At 35.0% G+C, this 22563-nt stretch carries 15 protein-coding genes; 11 read left to right on the plus strand and 4 right to left on the minus strand.

The genetic code is table 11. The features are described from left to right. The first annotated feature begins 119 nt into the window (after nucleotides 1–119). Entirely contained in the window at nucleotides 120–968 is an 849-nt protein-coding gene (locus C8P67_RS01415; protein WP_115809614.1) for a DUF4861 family protein, read from the plus strand. 194 nt (nucleotides 969–1162) lie between these two features. Here C8P67_RS01415 and C8P67_RS01420 read toward each other — a convergent pair whose 3' ends face one another. After that, nucleotides 1163–2194, minus strand: a complete 1032-nt coding sequence (locus C8P67_RS01420; RefSeq protein ID WP_115809616.1) for a LacI family DNA-binding transcriptional regulator — start codon at nucleotides 2192–2194, stop codon at nucleotides 1163–1165. A gap of 295 nt (nucleotides 2195–2489) precedes the next feature. Between C8P67_RS01420 and C8P67_RS01425 the strand changes: the two genes are divergently transcribed. The 10 genes from C8P67_RS01425 to C8P67_RS01470 all read left to right on the plus strand — a co-directional run bounded on the left by C8P67_RS01425 (nucleotide 2490) and on the right by C8P67_RS01470 (nucleotide 17106). After that, a complete protein-coding gene (locus C8P67_RS01425) occupies nucleotides 2490–3938 on the plus strand; it encodes a glycoside hydrolase family 28 protein (protein ID WP_115809618.1) in 1449 nt (482 codons plus the stop codon). A gap of 50 nt (nucleotides 3939–3988) precedes the next feature. After that, complete coding sequence (locus C8P67_RS01430; protein ID WP_115809620.1) at nucleotides 3989–7195, plus strand: SusC/RagA family TonB-linked outer membrane protein; 3207 nt, start codon at nucleotides 3989–3991, stop codon at nucleotides 7193–7195. An 11-nt stretch (nucleotides 7196–7206) separates the two neighbouring features. Beyond that, nucleotides 7207–8913 carry a RagB/SusD family nutrient uptake outer membrane protein gene (locus tag C8P67_RS01435; protein ID WP_115809622.1) on the plus strand — a complete coding sequence of 569 codons (1707 nt, stop codon included), beginning with the start codon at nucleotides 7207–7209 and terminating at the stop codon, nucleotides 8911–8913. Nucleotides 8914–9014: 101 nt separating this feature from the next. Next, nucleotides 9015–9950 carry an alpha/beta hydrolase gene (locus tag C8P67_RS01440; protein WP_115809624.1) on the plus strand — a complete coding sequence of 312 codons (936 nt, stop codon included), beginning with the start codon at nucleotides 9015–9017 and terminating at the stop codon, nucleotides 9948–9950. Nucleotides 9951–9973: 23 nt separating this feature from the next. Continuing rightward, nucleotides 9974–10942 (plus strand): DUF4861 family protein, encoded by a 969-nt coding sequence (locus C8P67_RS01445; protein ID WP_115809626.1) that lies wholly within the window; start codon nucleotides 9974–9976, stop codon nucleotides 10940–10942. 87 nt (nucleotides 10943–11029) lie between these two features. After that, nucleotides 11030–12265 (plus strand): glycoside hydrolase family 88/105 protein, encoded by a 1236-nt coding sequence (locus tag C8P67_RS01450; RefSeq protein WP_115809628.1) that lies wholly within the window; start codon nucleotides 11030–11032, stop codon nucleotides 12263–12265. A 69-nt stretch (nucleotides 12266–12334) separates the two neighbouring features. Then, on the plus strand, nucleotides 12335–13966 hold the full coding sequence (locus C8P67_RS01455) for a glycoside hydrolase family 43 protein (RefSeq protein WP_115809630.1): 1632 nt from the start codon (nucleotides 12335–12337) through the stop codon (nucleotides 13964–13966). Nucleotides 13967–13978: 12 nt separating this feature from the next. After that, the gene (locus C8P67_RS01460; protein ID WP_115809632.1) at nucleotides 13979–14989 is read left to right on the plus strand and encodes a pectinesterase family protein; all 1011 of its coding nucleotides are present in this window, start codon (nucleotides 13979–13981) and stop codon (nucleotides 14987–14989) included. Between the two features lie 12 nt (nucleotides 14990–15001). Further along, a complete protein-coding gene (locus C8P67_RS01465) occupies nucleotides 15002–16351 on the plus strand; it encodes a glycoside hydrolase family 28 protein (RefSeq protein ID WP_115809634.1) in 1350 nt (449 codons plus the stop codon). Between the two features lie 20 nt (nucleotides 16352–16371). Further along, the gene (locus C8P67_RS01470) at nucleotides 16372–17106 is read left to right on the plus strand and encodes a rhamnogalacturonan acetylesterase (RefSeq protein ID WP_115809636.1); all 735 of its coding nucleotides are present in this window, start codon (nucleotides 16372–16374) and stop codon (nucleotides 17104–17106) included. Nucleotides 17107–17207: 101 nt separating this feature from the next. On the opposite strand, the gene C8P67_RS01475 is transcribed toward C8P67_RS01470, so the two are convergent. The 3 genes from C8P67_RS01475 to C8P67_RS01485 all read right to left on the minus strand — a co-directional run bounded on the left by C8P67_RS01475 (nucleotide 17208) and on the right by C8P67_RS01485 (nucleotide 22559). Further along, nucleotides 17208–19922, minus strand: coding sequence for a DNA gyrase/topoisomerase IV subunit A (locus C8P67_RS01475; RefSeq protein WP_115809638.1), 2715 nt, complete (start codon nucleotides 19920–19922; stop codon nucleotides 17208–17210). Nucleotides 19923–20111: 189 nt separating this feature from the next. Next, nucleotides 20112–21980: a DNA topoisomerase IV subunit B gene (locus tag C8P67_RS01480; protein ID WP_115809640.1), complete on the minus strand. Its 1869-nt coding sequence runs from the start codon at nucleotides 21978–21980 to the stop codon at nucleotides 20112–20114. A gap of 192 nt (nucleotides 21981–22172) precedes the next feature. Continuing rightward, nucleotides 22173–22559: a response regulator gene (locus C8P67_RS01485; RefSeq protein WP_115809642.1), complete on the minus strand. Its 387-nt coding sequence runs from the start codon at nucleotides 22557–22559 to the stop codon at nucleotides 22173–22175. Nucleotides 22560–22563 lie beyond the last annotated feature (4 nt).

A 22563-nucleotide genomic window follows, 5' to 3' on the forward strand; every position in this document is an offset into this window, starting at 1 on the left:
TCAAAGAAAGTTTTTAGATTATTATTTTGTTTAATTAAAAGCTGTTAGATTAATTTCTAACCGCTTTTTTTACTTAGTTTAAGTATTAAAATTTGTTATTAATAAATAAAAATATAATTATGAGAATAACATTTGTCGCATTTTTACTGCTTTGCGGTCTTAATTATGGCCAAAACAAAACAGATACAAGTTTGTATATGAAGTCGGACAAGATTACTTATCTTACCGATATCGGTTCAGAATCTGGAGATTTATACAAAACAATAGGCCATCATGGACCAGCTGTTGAAAATGAATGGATGGCACTGCGAATTTATTTTAGCGAAAAAGCCGCAATAGATGTTTATTCAAAAGTAAATCCGGGACTAGAGTTACGAAAAGCAAATTGGTACCCAACTGCTGAACAGCAAAAACAAGGATGGGGCGCGGACTATTATAAAGTTGCTAACACTGTTGGTCTTGGAGGCGTAAAACTTTGGGATGGTGAAAAATTAATCCCATTGAATCCTGTTACCAACCGTCTGGCACGTGTTGGAAAAACAGACACAACTTCCTATATGGAGATGATTTCTAAAGGAGTACCATACAAAGGAAAAAAGGTAGATATTCTTGTTCGCGTTACCGTATTTTCAGGAAAAAGAGAGGCAACAGTAGAAGCTGTCTGTTTAAGTAAATGCAAAGTGCAGTTTGTTACGGGTGTTAATTATTTTAAAGATTTTAAATCCGACAAAGGGGCAAATTATATAGCAGTATGGGGAATGCATCCTGAAGATGTGGCAGCTGAGAATATCGAAATTGGCGCTGCAATCAAATACAATCCTAAAGATTATGTGAAAAATATAGACGACGGGACACAATATTTATTAGTATCTAAGCCAGCCAATCGTATAGAAACTACAATAATCTCGGCATGTGCGAAAGAAAAAGAAATAAATACGTTTGAAAAATTGGTATCCTATTTAAAATAATATTTCTAAATACTGCACAAATTATGATTCTTATGTGGAGCAGTTCATTCTGAAAATAAAGGAAAAGAAAACTTAAAGCATAAAAAAACTCGCCGTTATCAGCGAGTTTTTTATTTTATATCCCATCATTTAAATAATAGGATTTCAAAAGGTTAGATATGATAATACTATTACCAAAATATTTTACAATGTTACTAAGAAGATAAATTTCTAGAAGAAGATTTTCGGATGTGTAATTCAGGGTTCAAAACCACTTTCTTTTCAATTTTTATTTTATCAGTATTATTTATCTGTTCTAGAAAGACCTTAGCAGTCATTCTTCCCATTTCTAATGGTGATTGATCTACAGACGAAATTGACAATTCCATAAAGCGTGTAAAAGGCTCATTCCCAAAACCAAAAACACAAAATTCTTCAGGAATTCGTACTCCTCTTTCTTTCAATTCCTGAATGGCTCCTAATGCGGCAAAATCACTTGATGAAAAAATTCCGTCTGGCGGAGGATTTAAACTCAATAATCGGTCCACCGCCTGTCTTCCTGCATCGACATTACTTTTTACTTGAAAAACATAGTCCGGATTGAATGGTAAACCGCTGTCTAATAATGCTTTTTGGTACCCTTTGTTTCTGTTGTCATATATTTCCAGCGACTGATCTCCTGTTAAGTGAGCAATTCGCTTGCATCCTTGTTCAATCAGATTTTTTGTTGCTAAATAACCGCCTTCCAAGTCATTAATTGTAACAGAACTTACCCCATCCATTTTTTTCTTTCTATCAAAAAAGATTAATGGAACGTTTTTGTCCACTACATTTTGTATTACATGATCATTTTCTTCAGATACATTTGAAATAGACATCAAAATTCCATCAACTTGTGCATTCAATAAAGTGCTGATATTCTCAATCTGCCTCATTTCGTCTTCATTTGTCTGACAGATAATAACATGGTATCCTTCTGGACGAAGTTCTTCTTCAATTCCTCTGATTACAGAAGCAAAAAAGTTACTATCAATACGCGGCACAATAACTCCCACGTTGTTACTTTTCCCAGAACGCAAGGATTGCGCTAATCTATTCTGCTTGTAATTCATTTTAGCAGCCGTCTCCAAAACTAGTTTTCGAGTAACTTCACTAATCTTTGGATTGTTATTTAAAGCTCTTGAAACGGTAGCTGCCGTAATATCAAGTGCTTTGGCAATATCGTAAATAGTCGTTTTTTGATCCATTCTGGAATTTGAGGTATAATTTTATTGGTAAAAATAAATAAAAAATTCAATTAAATTTTATTAATGTTATCGATTGCATAAAAATTAATTTATTCGATAATATTTCATTTAAAAGCAACTCATAAAACTTAATAAATTCACAAAATTAAAGATAAAATAAACAATATCGCAAAAATATTAGCTTTTAATTTTATTTATAGTTTTTTAATCCTCTTTTTTTTGTTTATATAAAAATTATGCGTAGGTTTGTGCAATCGATTACATAATTACAATTACACATTCAAAATATAGCACAATGAAATTATTCAAAACGTATACAATTTTGAAAAAAATAACTAGCAGAACGATTATTTCTTTTGTTTGTTTCTTAGCGATGGGGGTTTCCGTTTTTTCCCAAGAAAATAATTCATCCAAAGAACAATGGAAAAAAATGCAGTCCATTATCAAATCAATTAAATATCCAAAGTTCCCAAATAAAACATATAATATAGTAGACTATGGTGCTCAATCAAATACTGCATACGATAACACTGCCGCAATAACAAAAGCAATTAAGGAGTGCAGTAAAAATGGAGGCGGAACGGTTTTGGTACCAAAAGGAAAATTTGAATCTCACGCCATACATTTAGAAGACAATGTAAATTTTCATTTAGATAAAGATGCTGAAATTCTTTTTAGTACAAACCCAAAAGATTATTATCCTCTGGTTCACACATCATTTGAAGGCACAGAATACATGAATTATTCCCCTTTAATTTATGCCAATAATAAAACCAATATTGCTGTAACAGGCGAAGGAACATTAAACGGTCAGGCAGGCAATGAAAACTGGTGGGCCTGGAGCAATAAAGAAGAATATGGATGGATAAAAGGAACTCCTTCTCAGGTTGATCCACTCAATCGATTGCGATTAGTTGAAATGGCTGAAAATGGCATTCCAGTTTCAGAAAGAATTTTCGGAGAAGGTCATTATTTGAGACCAAATTTTGTAGAATTTTTCGAATGCAAAAATGTACTGATCCAAAACGTTACTATAATAAATGCCCCTTTTTGGGTCATTCATCCTATAAAATCAGAGAACGTAATCGTAGACGGAGTAACCATTAATAGTCATGGCCCGAATAACGACGGCTGCGATCCTGAATATTCAAAAAATGTTATTATCAAAAACTGCACATTCAATACTGGCGATGATTGCATTGCTATAAAATCTGGCCGTGATGCAGACGGAAGAAGAGTAGCCATGAAAAGCGAAAATATTATTGTACAAAACTGCACCATGTATGATGGCCATGGTGGAGTGACTATAGGAAGTGAAATATCAGGAGGCGTAAGCAATGTTTATGTAGAAAACTGCAAAATGAACAGCCCAAATCTTGATATTGCCATTAGACTAAAAACAAATTCTAAAAGAGGCGGTTTAATAGAAAACTTTTATGTCCGAAATTTAGAAATAGGCCAAGTCAAAGAAGCCGTATTAAAAGCAGACATGTTTTATAATGTTCACGGTAACCAAGATGGAACATTTATTCCTAGAATTGAAAATATTTATCTGGAAAATGTAACGGTAAAAAATGGTGGAAAATACAGCATTCTAGCAAAAGGGTATAAAGAATCACCGATCAAAAATATCACCTTCAAAAACGTGACTATAGAGAATGTCAAAGAAACCTATTCGATTGAAAATGTAAATAACCTAAAATTCGTAAACACATTCATTAATGGAAAATTAGTAAAAGATTAAATATAAAAACCAACAATTAACTATTTATAAACAACCAAACAATTATTTTTATGAAAATAAGAGAACAATTAAAAAATGGTATAAGCTTTTGCTATGTCTTAGCCATTTTACTGGGGCTTCTCATGTCCAATGAGATGGCGGCTCAAAAAAACACTACGATCAGCGGTATTATAAAAGACGATGCTGGACTATCTATGCCAGGAGTTAATATAGTTGAAAAAGGAACTTCTAACTCAGCCAGTACTGATTTCGATGGTAAATTCAATTTAAAATTAACTACAGATAATGCTGTATTAGTTGTAAGTTTTATAAGTTTTCAAACACAAACTGTTTCTGTTGCAGGAAGAACTTCATTAGAAATTAAATTAAAATCTGAAGAACAAACCTTAAAAGAAGTAGTTGTTGTTGGGTATGGAACAACTAAAAAATCTGATGTTACAGGAGCAGTAAATACTTTATCTTCTGCAAAAATCACAGAGAGAAATGTTACCAACCCTATGGATGCTATTCAGGGAAGTATTGCTGGAGTTCAGGTTACTTCAAATTCAGGACGTATTGGTGATGGTTTTAATGTTGTCATTAGAGGTAGTAACTCTATTAACAAAGATGGTTCTAAACCGTTATTCGTTGTTGATGGAGTACCAACAGATAATATAGACTTTTTAAACCCACAAGATATTGCCAGAATGGACGTCTTAAAAGATGCTTCTTCTGCAGCAATCTATGGTTCTAGAGGAGGAAGCGGTGTTATTATTGTTACTACTAAAAGTGGCGCATCGGCTAAATCTGGTTTAACCGTTTCTTTTGATACCTCTTATGGTAATAAAGAAGCAGTGCGATTACCAAAAATGATGAGTCCTGAAAAGTGGTGGTACTATCATCAATCAGCATATTTGGCAAATAACATTTCAACAGCAAATCCAACTCATATGGATACTACCCCAGCTGAGTTAACTAATCTTGTTGGGGTACAAGGAAAAAATCCTCTTTTGTACGAAAGAGTAGCAAGAAATCAATCTTATGATTGGCGCGATAATGTTCTAAGAAGCGGGATGACTCAAAATAATTATTTAAACGTTTCAGGACGATCAGATAACGGATTAGCATACAATATAGGTCTTGGAGCTCAAAAAGAAACTGGAGTAATAGACAATGAAAGTATTGAGAAATACAGTTTCAAAGCAGGATTGAATCACAAAGTAAATGATAAAATCTCATTTGGAATAAACCTTACCTTGTCTAAAAGTGTAGATCAATTAGGTAGTGCTACTGCTATGACAGAAGCTTTCAGACAAAATCCATTTACATCACCTTGGGCAATTGATGATGTGGGCAATGAAATAATAGGTACATATACACCACAGCCAGGTACACTAAAATATCCAAATGGTATAGATGCAATTAACAAAACTGGATCTTACAATCCGTTCTTGGAAATTGCTAATTCGAGTGATGAGATAAGCAGATGGACATCTATAACAAGTGCTTTTGCAGAATACAATGCTACTAAATGGCTTTCGTTCAAGTCAACTTTATCTGCAGGCTATACAAGTGCTAGAGAAGGCAGATCTTTAGGTGCTCAAACTGACTTCGGAAGTAAAAACGGTAATTTAGCATCTGGTGATGTAACTAATATGACTAACTTTAATTATACTTGGGATAATCAATTTAACATCAACTACACTTTAAAAGAAGATCATGTTTTCAGCTTTTTAGGATTGATGAGTTTATATTCTAATGCCACAGAAACTTATTTCTCAGCTTCTAGACTAAATCCTTTTGAAACAGGATTTTACAACCTTGGCTCAGGAGTTCAGTCTACCTACACTTTATCCCCAGCAAATGGAAATTATCCTTCATTAATTCCTTCAGGAGTATTTTTTCCATATACTAAAAACACTCTAGAATCATACGCTGCGCGTTTCAATTATGCTTACAAAGGACGTTATTTATTAACTGCTTCTGTAAGAGCTGATGGATCTTCTGTTTTGGCAGAAGGAAACAAATGGACATCTTTCCCTTCAGTAGCTTTAGGATGGAATATTCATAATGAAAATTTCATGACAAATCTAACTTTTGTTTCTAATCTTAAGTTAAGAGCAAGCATAGGTTATACAGGAAATGACAATATACCAGCTTACTCTAGTTTTAGTCTTTTGACAGCACCAACTTATTATGATTTTAATGGAACTATAGCAAATGGTTATTCTTCTCTCAACCTAGGAAATAAAGATTTAGGCTGGGAAAAAACTAGAGAGGTGAATTTTGGTCTGGATTATGGATTTATTAATAACAGAATCTCTGGTAGTGTGGATGTGTACGATAGATTATCTGAAGATTTATTATTTCAACAAGCATTGCCACTAGAAAATGGAGTTCCAACAATCAATTCTAATGTTGGATCAGTTAGCAATAAAGGAATTGAAGTTGCTTTGACTACAAAAAATATTCAAACTAAAAATGTAACCTGGGAAACGAGCTTTACCTTCACTAAAAACATGAATGAATTAGTTTCTATTTACGGTCAAGACAAAGTAAGTGATATTGGAAATAATCTATTTATTGGAGAAAACCTTCATTCGTATTACAACTACGTTTTTGATGGAGTAATACAAGAAAGTGAAGGAGTATTAGACCCACTGGATGGTAAAATTAAATATCCGTTTGGACAACAAGCAGGTCAAATGAAAGTAAAAGATTTAAACGGTGATGGTAAAATTGACCCGACAAATGACCGAAAAGTTATAGGGAACTATGACCCTAAATGGTCTGGAAGTTTTTCCACTTCATTAAAAGTAAAACAATTTGACTTATCATTATCTTTGATTACTAATCAGGGAATGACCGTATTTAGTAGTTTTCATGACAATTTTGCTGATATGGCTGATAGAGGTCGTTCCAAACTGGATGTTGCTGATTTCTATGTCCCTGCTAATGGAGCTGGTATTCCTGCCCAATATTCAAATACAAATCCATTGGGAGGAGCTATAGGCGTAGGACCTCTTTACACTAGTAATGCCAGCTTCTATAAAGATGCCTCATTTGTTAAAATTCAAAATATAGCAGTGGGTTATAGTTTAGATGATGACTTGCTTAAAAAACTAAAAATTAAAAGCTTGCGTATATATGCAAATGTTTTGAATCCGTTTGTGTTTACAGATTATGAAGGTTATGATCCTGAATGGGCTACTGCTTCTTTAGGAATTAATCGCGTATCAACAATGACAATTCAAATGGGATTGAGTTTAAAATTATAAAATTATAAAAAATGAAAAAAATAATCGTATTTATAGGGATACTAGCAACGGCACTAAGTTCTTGTTCAAACTATATTGAAGAAGATAATCGTTCCTACGGCTCAGCAGAAGAATATTACATAACTGCACCTGGTTTTGAATCATTAGTCAATGTAAATTATGCCGCACTAAAAGAAATATATGGTGCTGATCCATATTTATTTGAATCAGGTACAGATATGTACTCGGATGGAAGAAATCAAGAACCATCAGATCGTGGATTAAGTACATATACAAGTCTTACCTCAGGATCTTATGGGGTTGATCAGTTGTATAGGTCTTGCTTTTCTGCAATTCAGCAAGCAAATAAAGGTATTTATTATTCAACTATTACCGAAAAAACGACCAGCTTACCAGCAAGAATTGGAGAACTTAAATTTTTGAGAGCCAATGCTTACTTCTTATTAGTTCAAACCTACGGAGGAGTGCCAATTGTATTAGAAAATATTAATACAGCAGTTACCTCTTTTGATAGAAATTCAGCCGAAGAAGTATATACACAAATTATAAAAGACCTAAATGAAGCCCTTCCAGATGTGGGTAATGAAGCTTATAACGGAAGAGTAAACAAAAGAGCTGTTCAAAATTTACTGGCAAAAGTGTATTTGACAAAAGGGTATGAAACTTTTGGAACTTCTTCAGATTTTACAACTGCTGCAACTTTAGCAGATGCAGTAATTGCAGGCCAGCCATTAAATGTATCTTTTGAAAATGTAGTAAAACCTGGAAATGAAATGAATCCTGAAACTATCTTTTCAGTTCAATTTTCTGTAACTTCTAATGCTGCTGGTATTACCTCACTTGGAAACTCTCAAAATTACTGGTTTGGTGCATATTTAGGACCAGCAAATACTGGTAAATATCCTAATAGAAGTTATACCCTTTGCCCTACTCCTTATGCCCTGTCTTTATTTGAAAAAGGAGACAAACGCTGGGAAAATACTTTTATGACTGAAATTGCTGCTGAATATTATCAATATTATACTGCAGCTGATAGAACAAAATTAAAAATAAATCATTTTTATGAGCCAGCATGGTACACCCTTACAGAAAGAGATACGTATATTGCTTCTCATCCTGATTTAGGTGCAATTAAAGCTCCTGCGACATTACCTCCTGGATATCATCCATGGGGCTCTTACTCATCTGCAGTTACAGCATCATCTGATTTCCAACTTATTTGTGTCCGCAAATTTGATGATCCAGCTTCGCCTTACAGCGGTGCTTCGAGTGCTAATTACAACTCAACTCCTGTTACTCCAGCTTCAAACAGAAGCAGTACTCGTGATTTTATTATTGCAAGACTAGGAGAAACCTATTTAGTGGCTGCCGAAGCTTACTTCAAGGCTGGTAATTCCGCAACTGCTCTGACTTACTTGAATGAAGTAAGAAGAAGAGCTGGAGGTGGAACAACTGGTGTAATACCAGTACTTACGACAATTAATATTAACACAATATTAGATGAGAGAGGGAGAGAATTATTAGGAGAGTACCACCGCTGGTTTGACTTAAAACGTACTGGAACTTTGATAGAAAGAACAGTTCTGTACAACCCAAAAATAACTAATTCAAGTGCTTTTGAAGGCAAAAATGGCAGTAAGAAAATTCTAAGACCAATTCCGCAATCTGCTTTAGATTTGAATAGAAACAAAAATTTTCCTCAAAATCCTGCATATTAGTCATTTGAGTTAGTTTTATTATTTATAAGTTAGTAATAATAGGAGTTTGACATAAAAATCAAACTCCTATTTTAAATTATGAAGGTTTTGCAATAATAAATATGAAAAAATTACTATTAATATTATTTCTATCTTCAATTGCTGTTCAAGCTCAAACTAACTATAATGCAGACACAACTTATACTCCAAAAAGTGTTTACAATAAAGAAATAAAAAATTACCCATTCACAAGTATAGCGCAGAGCAAACGTCATCCTAATGTATTGGAAAAAAAAGAAATAGTTTATTGTAAAATAAATGACAGAAAACTTCACTTAGATGCATATTATACAAATCAGAAAAATCCAGTTATTGTAATTCTTCACGGAGGAGGCTGGAAATCTGGAAATAAATCTCAAATGGAGACTTTTGCGCAAGAAATGGCTTCTAAAGGATTTTCGTGTTTTACAATAGAATATCGATTATCTCAAGAAGCAAAATATCCCGCAAGTATTTTTGATGCAAAAAAAGCTATTCAGTTTATCAAAATAAATGCTAAGCAGTTCAACGCAGATAGTACTAAAATTGCTATATTAGGTTGCTCTTCGGGAGGACAGATGGCGGCTTTAATAGGAGCAACAAATAACAATAGCACTTTTGAAAACAATGATACCAACCAAAAAATAACTTCGAATGTGCAGGCAATCGTAGATATAGACGGTATCTTAGCTTTTAAACATCCCGAATCAGAGGAAGGAACTGTAGCAGAATTATGGCTGGGAGGCAATTATCAGGAAAAACCAGAAGTTTGGCAGCAGGCATCTGCATTAACACATACTGATAAGAACACACCGCCTACCCTATTTATTAACAGCAGTAAAAAACGGTTTCATGCAGGAAGAGACAATATGATTGTTATATTAAACCAATATAAAATTTATAACGAAGTCAAAACATTTGAAAACTCACCACATTCGTTTTGGTTTTTAAATCCTTGGTTTGACGAAACGGTAGATACAACAGTACAGTTTTTAAACAAAATATTTAAAATTAATTAATAACTACATCATAACTCAGCTCAATGAAAACAGTTTATAAAATTACCGCATTATTAGTAATGGGTCTTACTTACGCCAATGCTCAGAATAAAAGCACAGCTTCATCAAATGAAAAAACATATGCCGAAATTTCGGTGAAAAATGACGGAAGATGGGAAAACAGAAAATACATTGGAGGAACTTATAAAAACGTCAATAAACTAAAAGTTGCCAAAGAACATACCGATCATTCGTTCGACATACGATATGAAGGTCCAGGCTGGGAAAGTAACAAAATTGCTTACCGTTTATACTTAGACTGGCGCAATGCAATTGACATTTTTGGAAAAAAAACCGAAGCTATTACTCTACCGCAAGTAGGACAAGATAATTCTCCATCTTATCATGAAATGCAGGATTGGGGCTGCGATATTTTAAATTCTGGAAAAGGAATCGGAATTGGTTCCATCAATCGTTATTTGAATGGTGAAAAACTACATTTTCATGAAGTGGATTCAACTTTTGCCAGTGTCGAAAACCAAGCCAAACATTCTGCTGTAAAAGTGAACTACTACGGCTGGAAAACAGCTTCTGACAAAATTGATTTTACATCAGATTTAATTATTACTCCTGACCAGCGCTACACCAAACATACCTTTCAGGCATCTAAAGAAATTAAAGGAATCTGCACAGGAATTGTTAAACAAAAAAACACCGAATTATTAAAAAAAGAGAGTCAAAATAAAAAGTGGGCTTATATAGCGACTTATGGCGTGCAATCATTGATTCCTGATCAATTGGGAATGGCTGTTTTTTATGAAATCAGTACTATTGAAAATATTGAAGACACTCCGTTAGATTATCTTTTAGTTTTTAGACCTACCGCAAAGCCAACTTCATTTTACTTTTTGGCAGCTTGGGAACAGGAAAAAGACGGTATCAAAAACAAAGAAGAGTTTATAAAATACTTAGATGAAAAACTAGCTGTTTTAAACAAGAAAAATAAAATATAGGTTAGGTAGAAATATCTTTTCACTGGAAGTTTTTCATCAAAAAACAATCCAAAAGGCAAAAATTTAGAAAACAAAAAATAAAATATCATGATAAACAGAAAAACTAAGGCTTTTAAAGCTGTAACGCTTTTTATCTCATTTACATTTCTCAGCTGTAAAACTACAGCTCAGGAACCAGCCAAAAGCAATACTGAACAGGCACAAATAACAATTTCAAAAGACTCGAAATGGTCAGAGAAAATGGCTTTAACAATAATGAAACGCCATCCTGAAAGTTATATGATTGACGATTCAAAAGAGCCAAAATGGGATTATGTACACGGTTTAGTTTTGTATGCAATTCAAGAATTAAATAAAAAAAATCCTGATCCTAGATATTTAACTTATATAAAAAGCTATGTCGATAATTTTGTCCAAAATGACGGTACTATTAAAACTTATGAATTAGAAAAATACAACATTGACATGGTTGTGGCAGGACGATTACTTTTTAATGTTTACGCTGACTCAAAAGAAGAAAAATATTTGAAAGCAATGCAATTGTTGCGTAAACAGATTGAGGAACAGCCAAGAACGCAAAGCGGCGGTTTTTGGCATAAAAAAATCTATCCAAACCAAATGTGGCTGGACGGATTGTACATGGGAGAACCATTCTATGCTCAATATACTGTTACTTTCGAAAATGGAAAAAGCCTTGATGATGTAGCAAAGCAGTTTGAACTGATTCAACTGCATGCAACTGATCCAAAAACAGGACTATTATATCATGCTTGGGACGAAAGCAAACAAATGCCTTGGGCAAATAAAGAAACTGGAAATTCGCCTAATTTCTGGTCAAGAGCCTTAGGCTGGTATGTAATGGCATTGGTTGATGCCTTAGATTATTTTCCAAAAGACCATCCAAAACAAAAAGAAATAGTCGGATATTTAAATAATGTTGCAGCTAGTCTAGCCAAATTTCAAGATGAAAAATCAGGTTTGTGGTATCAGGTTACAGACAAAGGCGCAGAGAAAGGAAATTATCTAGAAGCTTCAGGCTCTTCAATGTTTGCTTATGCTTTTGCAAAAGGAGTAAACAAAGGATATCTGCCTGCAAAATATAAAAAACTGGCCAACAAAGCATTTGATGGTTTGACCAAACAATTAATAAAAACAGATGCTGACGGCGGAATTACTTTGACACAGGCCTGTCAAGTTGCCGGCTTAGGAGGTAATCCATATAGAGATGGATCGTATGAATACTATATTAATGAAAGAAAAAAAGACAATGATCCCAAAGCTACCGGACCATTCATTCTAGCTGCCTTAGAATTAAATAGATAAAAAATAGTTGGTGGTTGTCGGTTGTCAGTTAACCGACAACTAACAACCGACAACCAACAACTTCTTTCCATGAAATTCACAAAATTCTTATTGCTATTTATTTCCGTTACAGGCATTCCAAATGCAATGGGACAAGAAAAGAATGAAAGACAATATTCAAAAGTCTGGATATCTGACAAGGGCGATGGCACTTATAAAAACCCAATTCTGTACGCTGATTATTCTGATCCGGACGCTATCCGGGTTGGAGATGATTTTTATATGACAGCTTCCTCTTTTAATTGTATTCCTGGCTTGCCTATACTCCACTCCAAAGATTTGGTAAACTGGAAATTAATTGGTTATGCACTTTCCAGACAAAAACCTTTAGAAGTCTTTAATAAAGTCCAGCACGGAAATGGTGTTTGGGCTCCGTGTATCAGATTCCACAACAATGAATTTTACATTTATTACCCAGATCCTGATTATGGAATTTATCAGATAAAAGCAAAAAAAGCCGAAGGCCCTTGGAGCGAACCTATTATGGTAAAAGAAGGCAAAGGACTTATTGACCCAACTCCATTATGGGATGAAGACGGAAAAGTATACCTCGCTTATGCCTTTGCAGGAAGCCGTGCGGGCATCAAAAGTCAGTTAGCAGTCTGCACGATGAATCCCGAAGGGACAATCGCTAATAACGATGATGTCGTGATTATCGATGGACATATTGATGAATCCACAATTGAAGGACCAAAATTTTATAAACGCAATGGCTATTACTACATCTTTGCCCCTGCTGGCGGAGTCGCAACAGGCTGGCAGACTGTTTTAAGATCCAAAAGTGTTTTCGGCCCTTATGAAAAAAAGAAAGTGATGGATCAGGGAAAAACAGCAATAAACGGTCCTCATCAAGGTGCATGGGTTCAAACGCAGACTGGAGAAGATTGGTTTATACATTTTCAGGATCAATTTGTTTATGGCCGAGTAGTGCATCTACAGCCAATGAAATGGGAAAAAGACTGGCCTGTAATTGGAATCGACGAAGACCAAAACGGCATTGGTGAACCTGTAATGGTTTATAAAAAACCAAACGTCGGGAAAAAATCATTTCCCATTGAAACACCTCCTGACAGTGACGAATTTAATCTTCCAAAACTAGGACTGCAGTGGCAGTGGCACGCTAATCCTCAGATAACTTGGGGATTTCCAACCTCCATGGGATATTACAGTCTGAACTGCATTCCGGTTCCAAAAGAAGCATCAACACTTTATGAAGTACCCAATTTACTATTACAAAAATTCCCATCGAATGAATTTACTGCTACCGCAAAAATTAAATTCAACCCTCGTTTTGATGGTGAAAGCATGGGATTAGTCATCATGGGATTGGATTACAGCTATCTCTGTTTTAAACAGCAGGCCGGCAAATTATATCTCTCTCAAAAAACAGCCAAAAATATTGATAAAAAAGGAACAGAAACAGAAAGCACTCTAATACCAGTAAGCAATCAGAGTCTTTATCTACAGGTAAAAGTCAAACAAGGAGGAATCTGCACTTTTTATTTTAGTGAAAACGGAAAAGATTTTACTCCCATCGGCGAACCATTTACTGCAAAAGAAGGCAAATGGATTGGAGCCAAAATTGGTTTTACAGCACTAAGACAAGGGGTTATAAATGATGCTGGAAATGTAGAAATCGATTGGTTTAGAGTAACAAAATAATATATTTTAGAAATGAAAAATATAAAAACATATTTACCAATAATTCTGTTGCTATTGCTATGCACAAATATAAAGGCACAAAAAGAAAAAATTAACACCGCTCTAAAAGATGAATTTAATATTGTCGTAGACCAAAAAGGAAATGGCGATTTTACAACTATTCAGGAAGCTGTAAATGCTTCAAAATCTTTTCCGCCACAAAGAATTACCATACTTATTAAAGATGGAATTTATTATGAAAAAGTAAAAATTCATGCTTGGAATACCAATATTTCTTTCATTGGCGAAAGCCGTGAAAAAACAATTATAACCTACGATGATCATTTCAATAAAATAAATCTTGGACGAAACAGCACTTTTTATACTTACACCGTTTTGATAGAAGGAAATGATTTCTTCTGCAAAAACCTCACCATCAAAAATACTTCCGGACCAGTTGGCCAAGCTGTAGCTTTAAATGTAAATGCAAATAGAGTGCTATTTATCAACTGCTCTTTTTTAGGGAATCATGACACTCTTTATACTTCAGGAGAAGGAAATAAAAATTATTTTAAAAATTGTTATATCGAAGGAACTACTGACTTTATTTTTGGAAATGCTACCGCACTCTTTGAAAGCTGTACCATTAATAGCAAAAGTGATTCGTATATCACCGCAGCTTCAACTTCAAAAGACGTTTCTTTTGGCTTTGTTTTTAAAAACTGTAAACTCACAGCTGATGAAAATGTGTCAAAAGTATACCTAGGACGGCCTTGGAGACCGTATGCGAAAACCGTTTTTATCAATTGCGAAATGGGAAAACATATTCTGCTGGAAGGCTGGAGTGCTTGGTCAAAATCAGATACCGAAATGAATGCCTATTATGCCGAATACAAATGTACTGGTGAAGGTTTTCAGCCTAAAACAAGAGTGGCTTGGTCGCATCAATTAAAAGATTCTGAAGCCCAAAAATATACTATTGAAAATATATTGGATTCCAACGCTGCTCCTTCGACAAAGCAATGGTATTTGAAAACAAATTAAATCTAAGAAATCATGAAATATAAACTTCTCATTATATTCCTTTTATCGATATCCAGTTTTGCTCAAAAAAATGATTTTCCATCTGATAAAGTAACCGAAATTATCAAGCGTATTCAATTGCCGGTGATTCCTTCATTCAAAATCGAAGTAACAAAACTGGGTGCAAAAGGAGATTCTGTCAGCAATGCAAAACCCGCTTTTGATAAGGCAATGGCACTCTGCAAAAAAAACAATGGCGGTACAATTATAGTTGCTAAAGGGATTTATACTTTAAACGGCCCAATTCATTTTGTCAGCAATGTAAAATTACATCTGGAAGACGGGGCAAAAATCCGTTTTGGATCAAATCCAAAAGATTATCCGCTAGTTTTAACCAGCTGGGAAGGAACAATGCTTTATAATTACAGCCCGCTGATTTATGGAAATAATGTAGAAAATATCTCCATTACAGGAACCGGAATAATCGACGGTGAAGCAAAAAAAACTTGGATAAAATGGAAACCTCTTGAAGAAAAAGATAAGTTATTGAGCAGAGAAATGAACCATAAAAACATTCCGATCAAGGAGCGTATTTTTGGCGAAGGCCATTATTTAAGACCGCAGCTTATTCAGTTTATCAATTCTAAAAATATTCTTATCGAAAATGTCCAGATTGAAGATTCTCCATTTTGGTGCGTTCATCTGCTAAAAAGCAAAAGCATAACAGTGCGGGGCGTAAAATACAATGCCCACAACAATAATAACGACGGCGTTGACCCTGAATATTCGAGTGATATTTTAATTGAAAACGTCCTATTTGACAATGCCGATGATAACGTTGCAATAAAAGCAGGACGAGATGATGAAGGACGAAGTAATTCCAATACTCCTTCTGAAAATATTGTTATCCGAAATTGTGAATTCAAAGGTTTGCATGCAATTGTCATCGGAAGCGAAATGTCTGCGGGAGTTCGCAATGTATATGTTGAGAACAGTAAATTCAGAGGTTATCTGAAAAGAGGAATATTTATAAAAACAAATTCGGATCGCGGCGGTTACATCAAAGATGTTTATTTCAATAATCTGGCATTCGGAAAAGTAGAAGACTGTCTGTATATCACAGCAAATTATCATGGAGAAGGAAGCGGATTGAATCCTTCAAATGTTTCTGATATTTCGTTTTCAAATATCAGCTGTGCGGAAGCCACCAATACCGGAATTGTAATTGAAGGTTTTCCAGATAAAAAAGTGACCAATATCAAATTGGACAACATCAATATACAATCTGCCAAAAATGGAATGACAGCTGTGAACTCTGGAAATGTCTCCATAAATGAAGTTGTCATTGGCCAAAAAGCCACAACACCATCCGCTGCCAAATAAATATATTAAACCTAGAAATTATGAAATGGATTCTCCCTTTTTTTGTGCTGATTTCACTTAATTGTTTAGCACAAAAACCAACAATCTACGGCATTGGCGACTCTACTATGGCAGATAAAATAAAGCCAGATGAAAACCCTGAACGAGGCTGGGGACAATTGTTTCCCATGTTTCTTACCGAAAATATAAAGTTTGACAATAGAGCTGTAAATGGCCGAAGCACCCGCAGTTTTATCAACGAAAAACTTTGGGATGCTGTTTACAAAGACCTAAAAAAAGGAGATTATGTTTTTATACAATTTGGACATAATGATGCGAAAGACAAAGATTCTTTGCGCTACACAAATCCCCACACCGCATATCGCCATAATTTAATTCGTTTTGTTACCGAAACCAGAGAAAAAGGAGCAACTCCTATCCTATTTTCTTCAGTAACCCGAAGAAATTTTAATGAAAAAGGAGTCTTAATAAGTACTCATGGCGAATATACTCTAGAAACCCGCTTAGTAGCCCAAGAATACAATGTTCCGTTTATAGATATGGAATATTATTCCGAACTATTAGAGCAGTCGTATGGACCTGAAAAATCAAAACAGTTACACCTGCATTTCAAAGCCGGAGAAATTCCATACTACAAAGAAGACAAAGCCGACGACACCCATTTTTCTATAAAAGGAGCAACTGAAATGGCTAAAATTGCAGCAGAAGAATTAAAGAAAACAAAACTGGATTTAGTCAAATATTTGAAAGTGTAACCTATTTTGTGGTGGGGTGGAAACAAAACGCTAGAGGAATTTATATTCACTATTATGATAAAAAAACAGTTTAGAATTAATTCTAAACTGTCTTTCTTATGTTAAAACAAAGTAACCTGTCCGTCATCATCCAGCTGAATATCAATATCCTCAGCATTCGTTTCCTCTTGTACTTCAATTTCTTCGACTACTACTTCAGGTTCTTCATAAAGCAAAGGCTCTAAAAGATTAACCTGCTTTAATTTATCCGTTGTTAATTGATTACCAAGTGCTTTAAACCCTTTTACAGCAATAAAAGACTCAATATCTACAGTCATATTTTCTTTCTGTACGCCTTTAATTTTAGTAAAAACCAATTCGGCTACAGGCCGGTAATCTGTTGCAACGATTTCCAATCTCGAATTCGGATGCTCGGTGATAAAAGAATCCTCCTTATTCTCAGTTTCAACCAAGAAACGTTTGATATAATACCGTTCTTTTTCTCCATCATAATAAATCGCCGAAATAGGTTTCTTCGGAATCCATTTCTCCAAAACGATCATATCTTCATCAAAATGAGTTGACAATTCAGGCGTAATAACTTTTAATTTTGCTCCTTGCGAAATCACTAGAATTTTATCGCTTGGCCTGAATTCGCCCAGCAGTTCTCCCCTTGCGTCCACATTCAATCGCTGCACGGTATCATCAAACCAAATTTTTCTTGGCAGTAAGGTCGAAATACCTTTTTCCTTTAATTCAATTTTCTTGATAGGATACTTGGTCACTAAATTCCCTTTGGAAGCACGTCCTTTAATAGCCAAAGACGCAAAATCAATATCAAATTTCAGTTTCTTGATGCTTCCAACTTGGCGCAATAAAATAGTTATTACTTCCGCTTCACCATTTGGATTGCAGGAGAAATATAAGGTTTGTGACCCTTTAGTTTCATTTGTTAAATCGTATAATTTATCTCTGGTCACGCCCGAAACATTGAATCTTTTGATATACGAAGGACCTGATTTTCCGTCGCGGTAAATCATGTTATAAATCGTGCGTTTATCACTTTTGTCAAAAATTGCAACATGGATAATGTCTTTCCCAACGAAGGTCTTTGCATCAACTTTCGTAATCATCATTTTACCGTCGCGCATAAACAAAATCACATCATCAATATCCGAACAATCAGCAACATATTCGTCTTTTTTCAAACTGGTACCAACGAAACCTTCTTCCCTGTTTACGTATAATTTGGTGTTTCTCAAAACCACTTTCGTCGCTTCAATGTTATCAAAATTACGCAGTTCGGTTTGACGCTCTTTTCCTTTTCCGTATTTCTCTTTTAATTTGGTAAAATACGCGATGGCAAAGTCTGTAAGGTGTTCCAAATTATGTTCAACCTCTTTCATTTCGTCTTCCAGCTTCGAGATAAAATCATCGGCTTTATCAGAATCAAAACGAGTGATACGAATCATCGGAATCTGAGTCAATCGCTGTAAATCTTCGTCATTAATTTCTCTTACAAATGATTTTTTGAAAGGCTCAAAACGATCGTACAAATATTTATAAAGCGATTCTCTGTCTGAATACAGCTTGAAATCAATATACATTTCTTCACGAATGAAGATTTTCTCCAAAGTCGAGAAATGCCATTTGTTTTTTAATTCCTCCAACTGGATTTCCAATTCTTGACGAAGCAGATCAACTGTTCTGTGTGTCGAAATTTTTAGCATTTCGGAAACACCGATAAACAAAGGCTTATTGTCCTCAATCACACAGCCTAAAGGTGCCACCGAAGTTTCGCAGGCCGTAAATGCAAACAAAGCATCAATGGTTTTATCAGGAGAAACACCTGGGAAAAGGTGAATTAATATTTCAACCTCAGCAGCAGTATTGTCTTCAATTTTCTTGATTTTGATTTTACCTTTTTCATTGGCTTTCAAAATACTGTCAATCAAAGTTGTTGTATTTGTCGAAAATGGTATTTGAGTAATCACCAAAGTATTTTTGTCAAGCTGGCCAATTTTGGCACGTACCCGAACACGCCCGCCACGCAGACCGTCATTGTAATTCGACACATCGGCGATACCCTGCGTCAAGAAATCCGGATATAACGTAAATGGTTTTCCTTTCAAAATTTTAATGGAGGCATCAATCAGCTCATTAAAATTATGAGGCAATACTTTTGTCGAAAGACCAACCGCAATACCTTCGGCTCCCTGTGCCAAAAGCAATGGAAACTTTACCGGAAGATTATTAGGTTCCGCACGGCGTCCATCATAGGAAACACCCCAATCGGTAATTTTTGGCGAATACAAAACCTCCAAAGCAAATTTTGATAAACGCGCTTCAATATAACGGGAAGCTGCAGCGCCATCACCTGTTAGAATATTTCCCCAGTTTCCTTGGCAGTCAATCAATAATTCTTTCTGCCCGATCTGCACCATAGCATCACCAATACTGGCATCTCCGTGTGGGTGATACTGCATGGTGTGACCAACAACATTGGCAACTTTATTGTAACGGCCATCATCCAGCTCTTTCAAAGAGTGCATAATACGGCGCTGCACCGGTTTGAAACCGTCCTCGATAGCAGGAACAGCGCGCTCCAGAATTACGTATGAAGCATAATCCAAGAACCAGTCTTTGTACATTCCGGTTACTTTGGTAATGACATCTTCTCCCTCTTCCTCTTGGTTTTCGTAAAAATGCTGTCCTTCAAAATGCTTTGCTTCAACTTCGATAATTTCATCCTCCTCTTGATTGTCATCAATCGGGTTTTCATCTGAAATATTCTCGTCGTCATTTGGAATTATGTTGTCGTCGTCTTCGTCTTTCATATAGTGAAATCGATTTTTATTTTATAGTACTTAGTTATTTCTAAAGTACTTAATATTCATAAACTAAATTTTAAATTTCGTCATCAGCAACGACGAAATTCTAAATTTTAATTCCCCAGTTAATGATTAGGGTTTTCAAATTTGAATATCGTAGACAGTGTTTAAGATATTCAATTATACTCTTAATTTTTAAGCTTCCTCAACCACATCCAATTCCACTTTCAAATTTTTGATAATAAAATCCTGCCTGTCAGGCGTGTTTTTACCCATATAAAAAGACAATAATTGCTCAATCGAAGTGTGTTTGTCCATCATAACAGGATCCAAACGAATGGTATCTCCAATAAAATTCTTGAACTCATCAGGCGAAATCTCTCCTAGACCTTTAAATCGGGTGATTTCCGGTTTTGGTTTTAATTTTTCTATAGCATCTACGCGTTCTTCTTCAGAATAGCAATAAATGGTTTCTTTCTTGTTTCGAACCCTGAAAAGCGGTGTCTGCAGAATATACAAATGCCCTTCCTTGATTAATTCAGGGAAAAACTGAAGGAAAAACGTAATTAAAAGCAAACGAATGTGCATTCCATCGACATCGGCATCGGTTGCGATTACAATATTGTTGTAACGCAATTTTTCCAATCCGTCTTCAATATCAAGCGCTGCCTGCAGTAAATTGAATTCTTCATTTTCATAAACAATTTTTTTGCTCATTCCGTAGGAATTCAAAGGCTTACCACGCAAACTGAAAACCGCCTGTGTATTCACGTCACGGGATTTTGTAATCGACCCGGAAGCTGAATCCCCCTCGGTAATAAAAAGCGTACTTTCAAGGTTTCTCGGATTTTTAGTATCCGGAAGATGCGCTCGGCAGTCTCTTAATTTTTTATTGTGAAGGTTCGCTTTTTTGGCACGGTCTGTAGCCAGTTTTCTAATTCCTGACAACTCTTTTCGCTCACGTTCTGCCTGAAGAATTTTACGAAGTAAAGCTTCGGCAGTCGGCGGATTTTTATGAAGATAATTATCTAATTTGGTTTTAATAAAGTCATTTACGAACGTACGAACTGAAACCGGTGGTGTCCCATCATCTGAACCCATATCCATCGAACCCAATTTGGTTTTGGTCTGTGATTCAAAAACAGGTTCCATCACCTTAATACTAATCGCGCTCACTATCGATTTACGAACATCAGAAGCTTCAAAACTCTTGTTATAAAACTCACGAATGGTTTTTACAATTGCTTCACGATAAGCAGCTAAGTGCGTTCCTCCCTGCGTAGTGTTCTGACCATTCACAAAAGAGTGATATTCCTCACTATACTGCGTTTTACTGTGAGTAAGAGCAATCTCAATATCATGATCTTTCAAATGAATTATTGGATATTCTAAATCTTCGGCATTGATGGTTTCTTCTAATAAATCACGAAGACCATTCTCTGAATAATATTTTTCGCCATTAAAAATAATCGTCAAACCATTGTTTAGATAACAATAGTTTTTCACCATTTTGATGACATATTCCAAACGGAATTTATAGTTTTTGAAAATAGTTTCGTCTGGTGTAAAAGTTACTTTAGTACCTTTTCGCTTCGTGGTTTCGATAATATCTTCTTCCGAAACTAAATTTCCTGCTGAAAATTCAGCTGCTTTTTGCTTTTCATCACGAACAGATTCTACACGAAAACTGCTAGACAAAGCATTAACTGCTTTTGTCCCGACACCATTTAACCCTACCGATTTTTGGAAAGCTTTAGAATCATACTTTCCTCCTGTATTCATTTTCGAAACTACGTCGACAACTTTTCCCAGCGGAATACCTCGCCCATAGTCTCTAACCGCAACAGCTTTGTCTCTGATAGTAACTTCAATAGTTTTACCTGCACCCATCACGAATTCATCGATACAGTTGTCTAAAACCTCTTTTAAAAGAATATAAATACCGTCATCCGGCGAAGATCCATCACCAAGTTTACCAATGTACATACCGGGGCGCATACGGATATGCTCTTTCCAGTCGAGTGAACGGATATTATCTTCGTTGTATTGATTTTGATCGGACATTTTGGAAATTTATCGATTTTGCGCTAATATAAGACTTCTCGATATATTTTAAAAGAGTTACTAACCAAAGTTATCAAGATGATATTATCCTAAAATATAAACTCAACATTATATGTGAATTAATAAAATTACAGTACTATTTAAAGTTTATTGCTAATGAAATAATAAAAGAAAAAAATCATTTTTTTTCTTTTACGAAAGTGATTCCAACATTTCCAGCTTCAATGGCTTTGTAAGATAATTTTTCACTACTGAATACTGCAGCGCTCGGTCAATATCGTTCTGATCGCTTGAAGAAGTTAGCATCACGACAGAACAATGATTTCCAGCAACCAAAGGAAATTTAATCAATTCATCCAGAAAACCAAAACCATTCATAATCGGCATTGATATATCAAGAAAAATCATATCTGGAAATTCTTCACTATTATCTTTTATTGTTTCTAAAAACTCCAAAGCTTTGACAGCTGAATTTTTAATTGATATTTTCTCAGCTATTTTGCTCTTTTTGACAATATGATTTGTTACATAATTGTCGATATCATTATCATCTACAAGCAATACATGTTTCTTTATCATGAGT

It is taken from the genome of Flavobacterium aquicola (assembly GCF_003385115.1).
Taxonomy (GTDB): Bacteria; Bacteroidota; Bacteroidia; order Flavobacteriales; family Flavobacteriaceae; genus Flavobacterium; species Flavobacterium aquicola.

Coding starts and splice junctions, on each gene's coding strand:
- C8P67_RS01480 (WP_115809640.1), bottom strand. CDS start 21,980: ATGTCCGATCAAAATCAATACAACGAAGATAATATCCGTTCACTCGAC.
- C8P67_RS01450 (WP_115809628.1), top strand. CDS start 11,030: ATGATAAACAGAAAAACTAAGGCTTTTAAAGCTGTAACGCTTTTTATC.
- C8P67_RS01460 (WP_115809632.1), top strand. CDS start 13,979: ATGAAAAATATAAAAACATATTTACCAATAATTCTGTTGCTATTGCTA.
- C8P67_RS01465 (WP_115809634.1), top strand. CDS start 15,002: ATGAAATATAAACTTCTCATTATATTCCTTTTATCGATATCCAGTTTT.
- C8P67_RS01415 (WP_115809614.1), top strand. CDS start 120: ATGAGAATAACATTTGTCGCATTTTTACTGCTTTGCGGTCTTAATTAT.
- C8P67_RS01440 (WP_115809624.1), top strand. CDS start 9,015: ATGAAAAAATTACTATTAATATTATTTCTATCTTCAATTGCTGTTCAA.
- C8P67_RS01430 (WP_115809620.1), top strand. CDS start 3,989: ATGAAAATAAGAGAACAATTAAAAAATGGTATAAGCTTTTGCTATGTC.
- C8P67_RS01455 (WP_115809630.1), top strand. CDS start 12,335: ATGAAATTCACAAAATTCTTATTGCTATTTATTTCCGTTACAGGCATT.
- C8P67_RS01485 (WP_115809642.1), bottom strand. CDS start 22,559: ATGATAAAGAAACATGTATTGCTTGTAGATGATAATGATATCGACAAT.
- C8P67_RS01425 (WP_115809618.1), top strand. CDS start 2,490: ATGAAATTATTCAAAACGTATACAATTTTGAAAAAAATAACTAGCAGA.
- C8P67_RS01445 (WP_115809626.1), top strand. CDS start 9,974: ATGAAAACAGTTTATAAAATTACCGCATTATTAGTAATGGGTCTTACT.
- C8P67_RS01475 (WP_115809638.1), bottom strand. CDS start 19,922: ATGAAAGACGAAGACGACGACAACATAATTCCAAATGACGACGAGAAT.
- C8P67_RS01470 (WP_115809636.1), top strand. CDS start 16,372: ATGAAATGGATTCTCCCTTTTTTTGTGCTGATTTCACTTAATTGTTTA.
- C8P67_RS01435 (WP_115809622.1), top strand. CDS start 7,207: ATGAAAAAAATAATCGTATTTATAGGGATACTAGCAACGGCACTAAGT.
- C8P67_RS01420 (WP_115809616.1), bottom strand. CDS start 2,194: ATGGATCAAAAAACGACTATTTACGATATTGCCAAAGCACTTGATATT.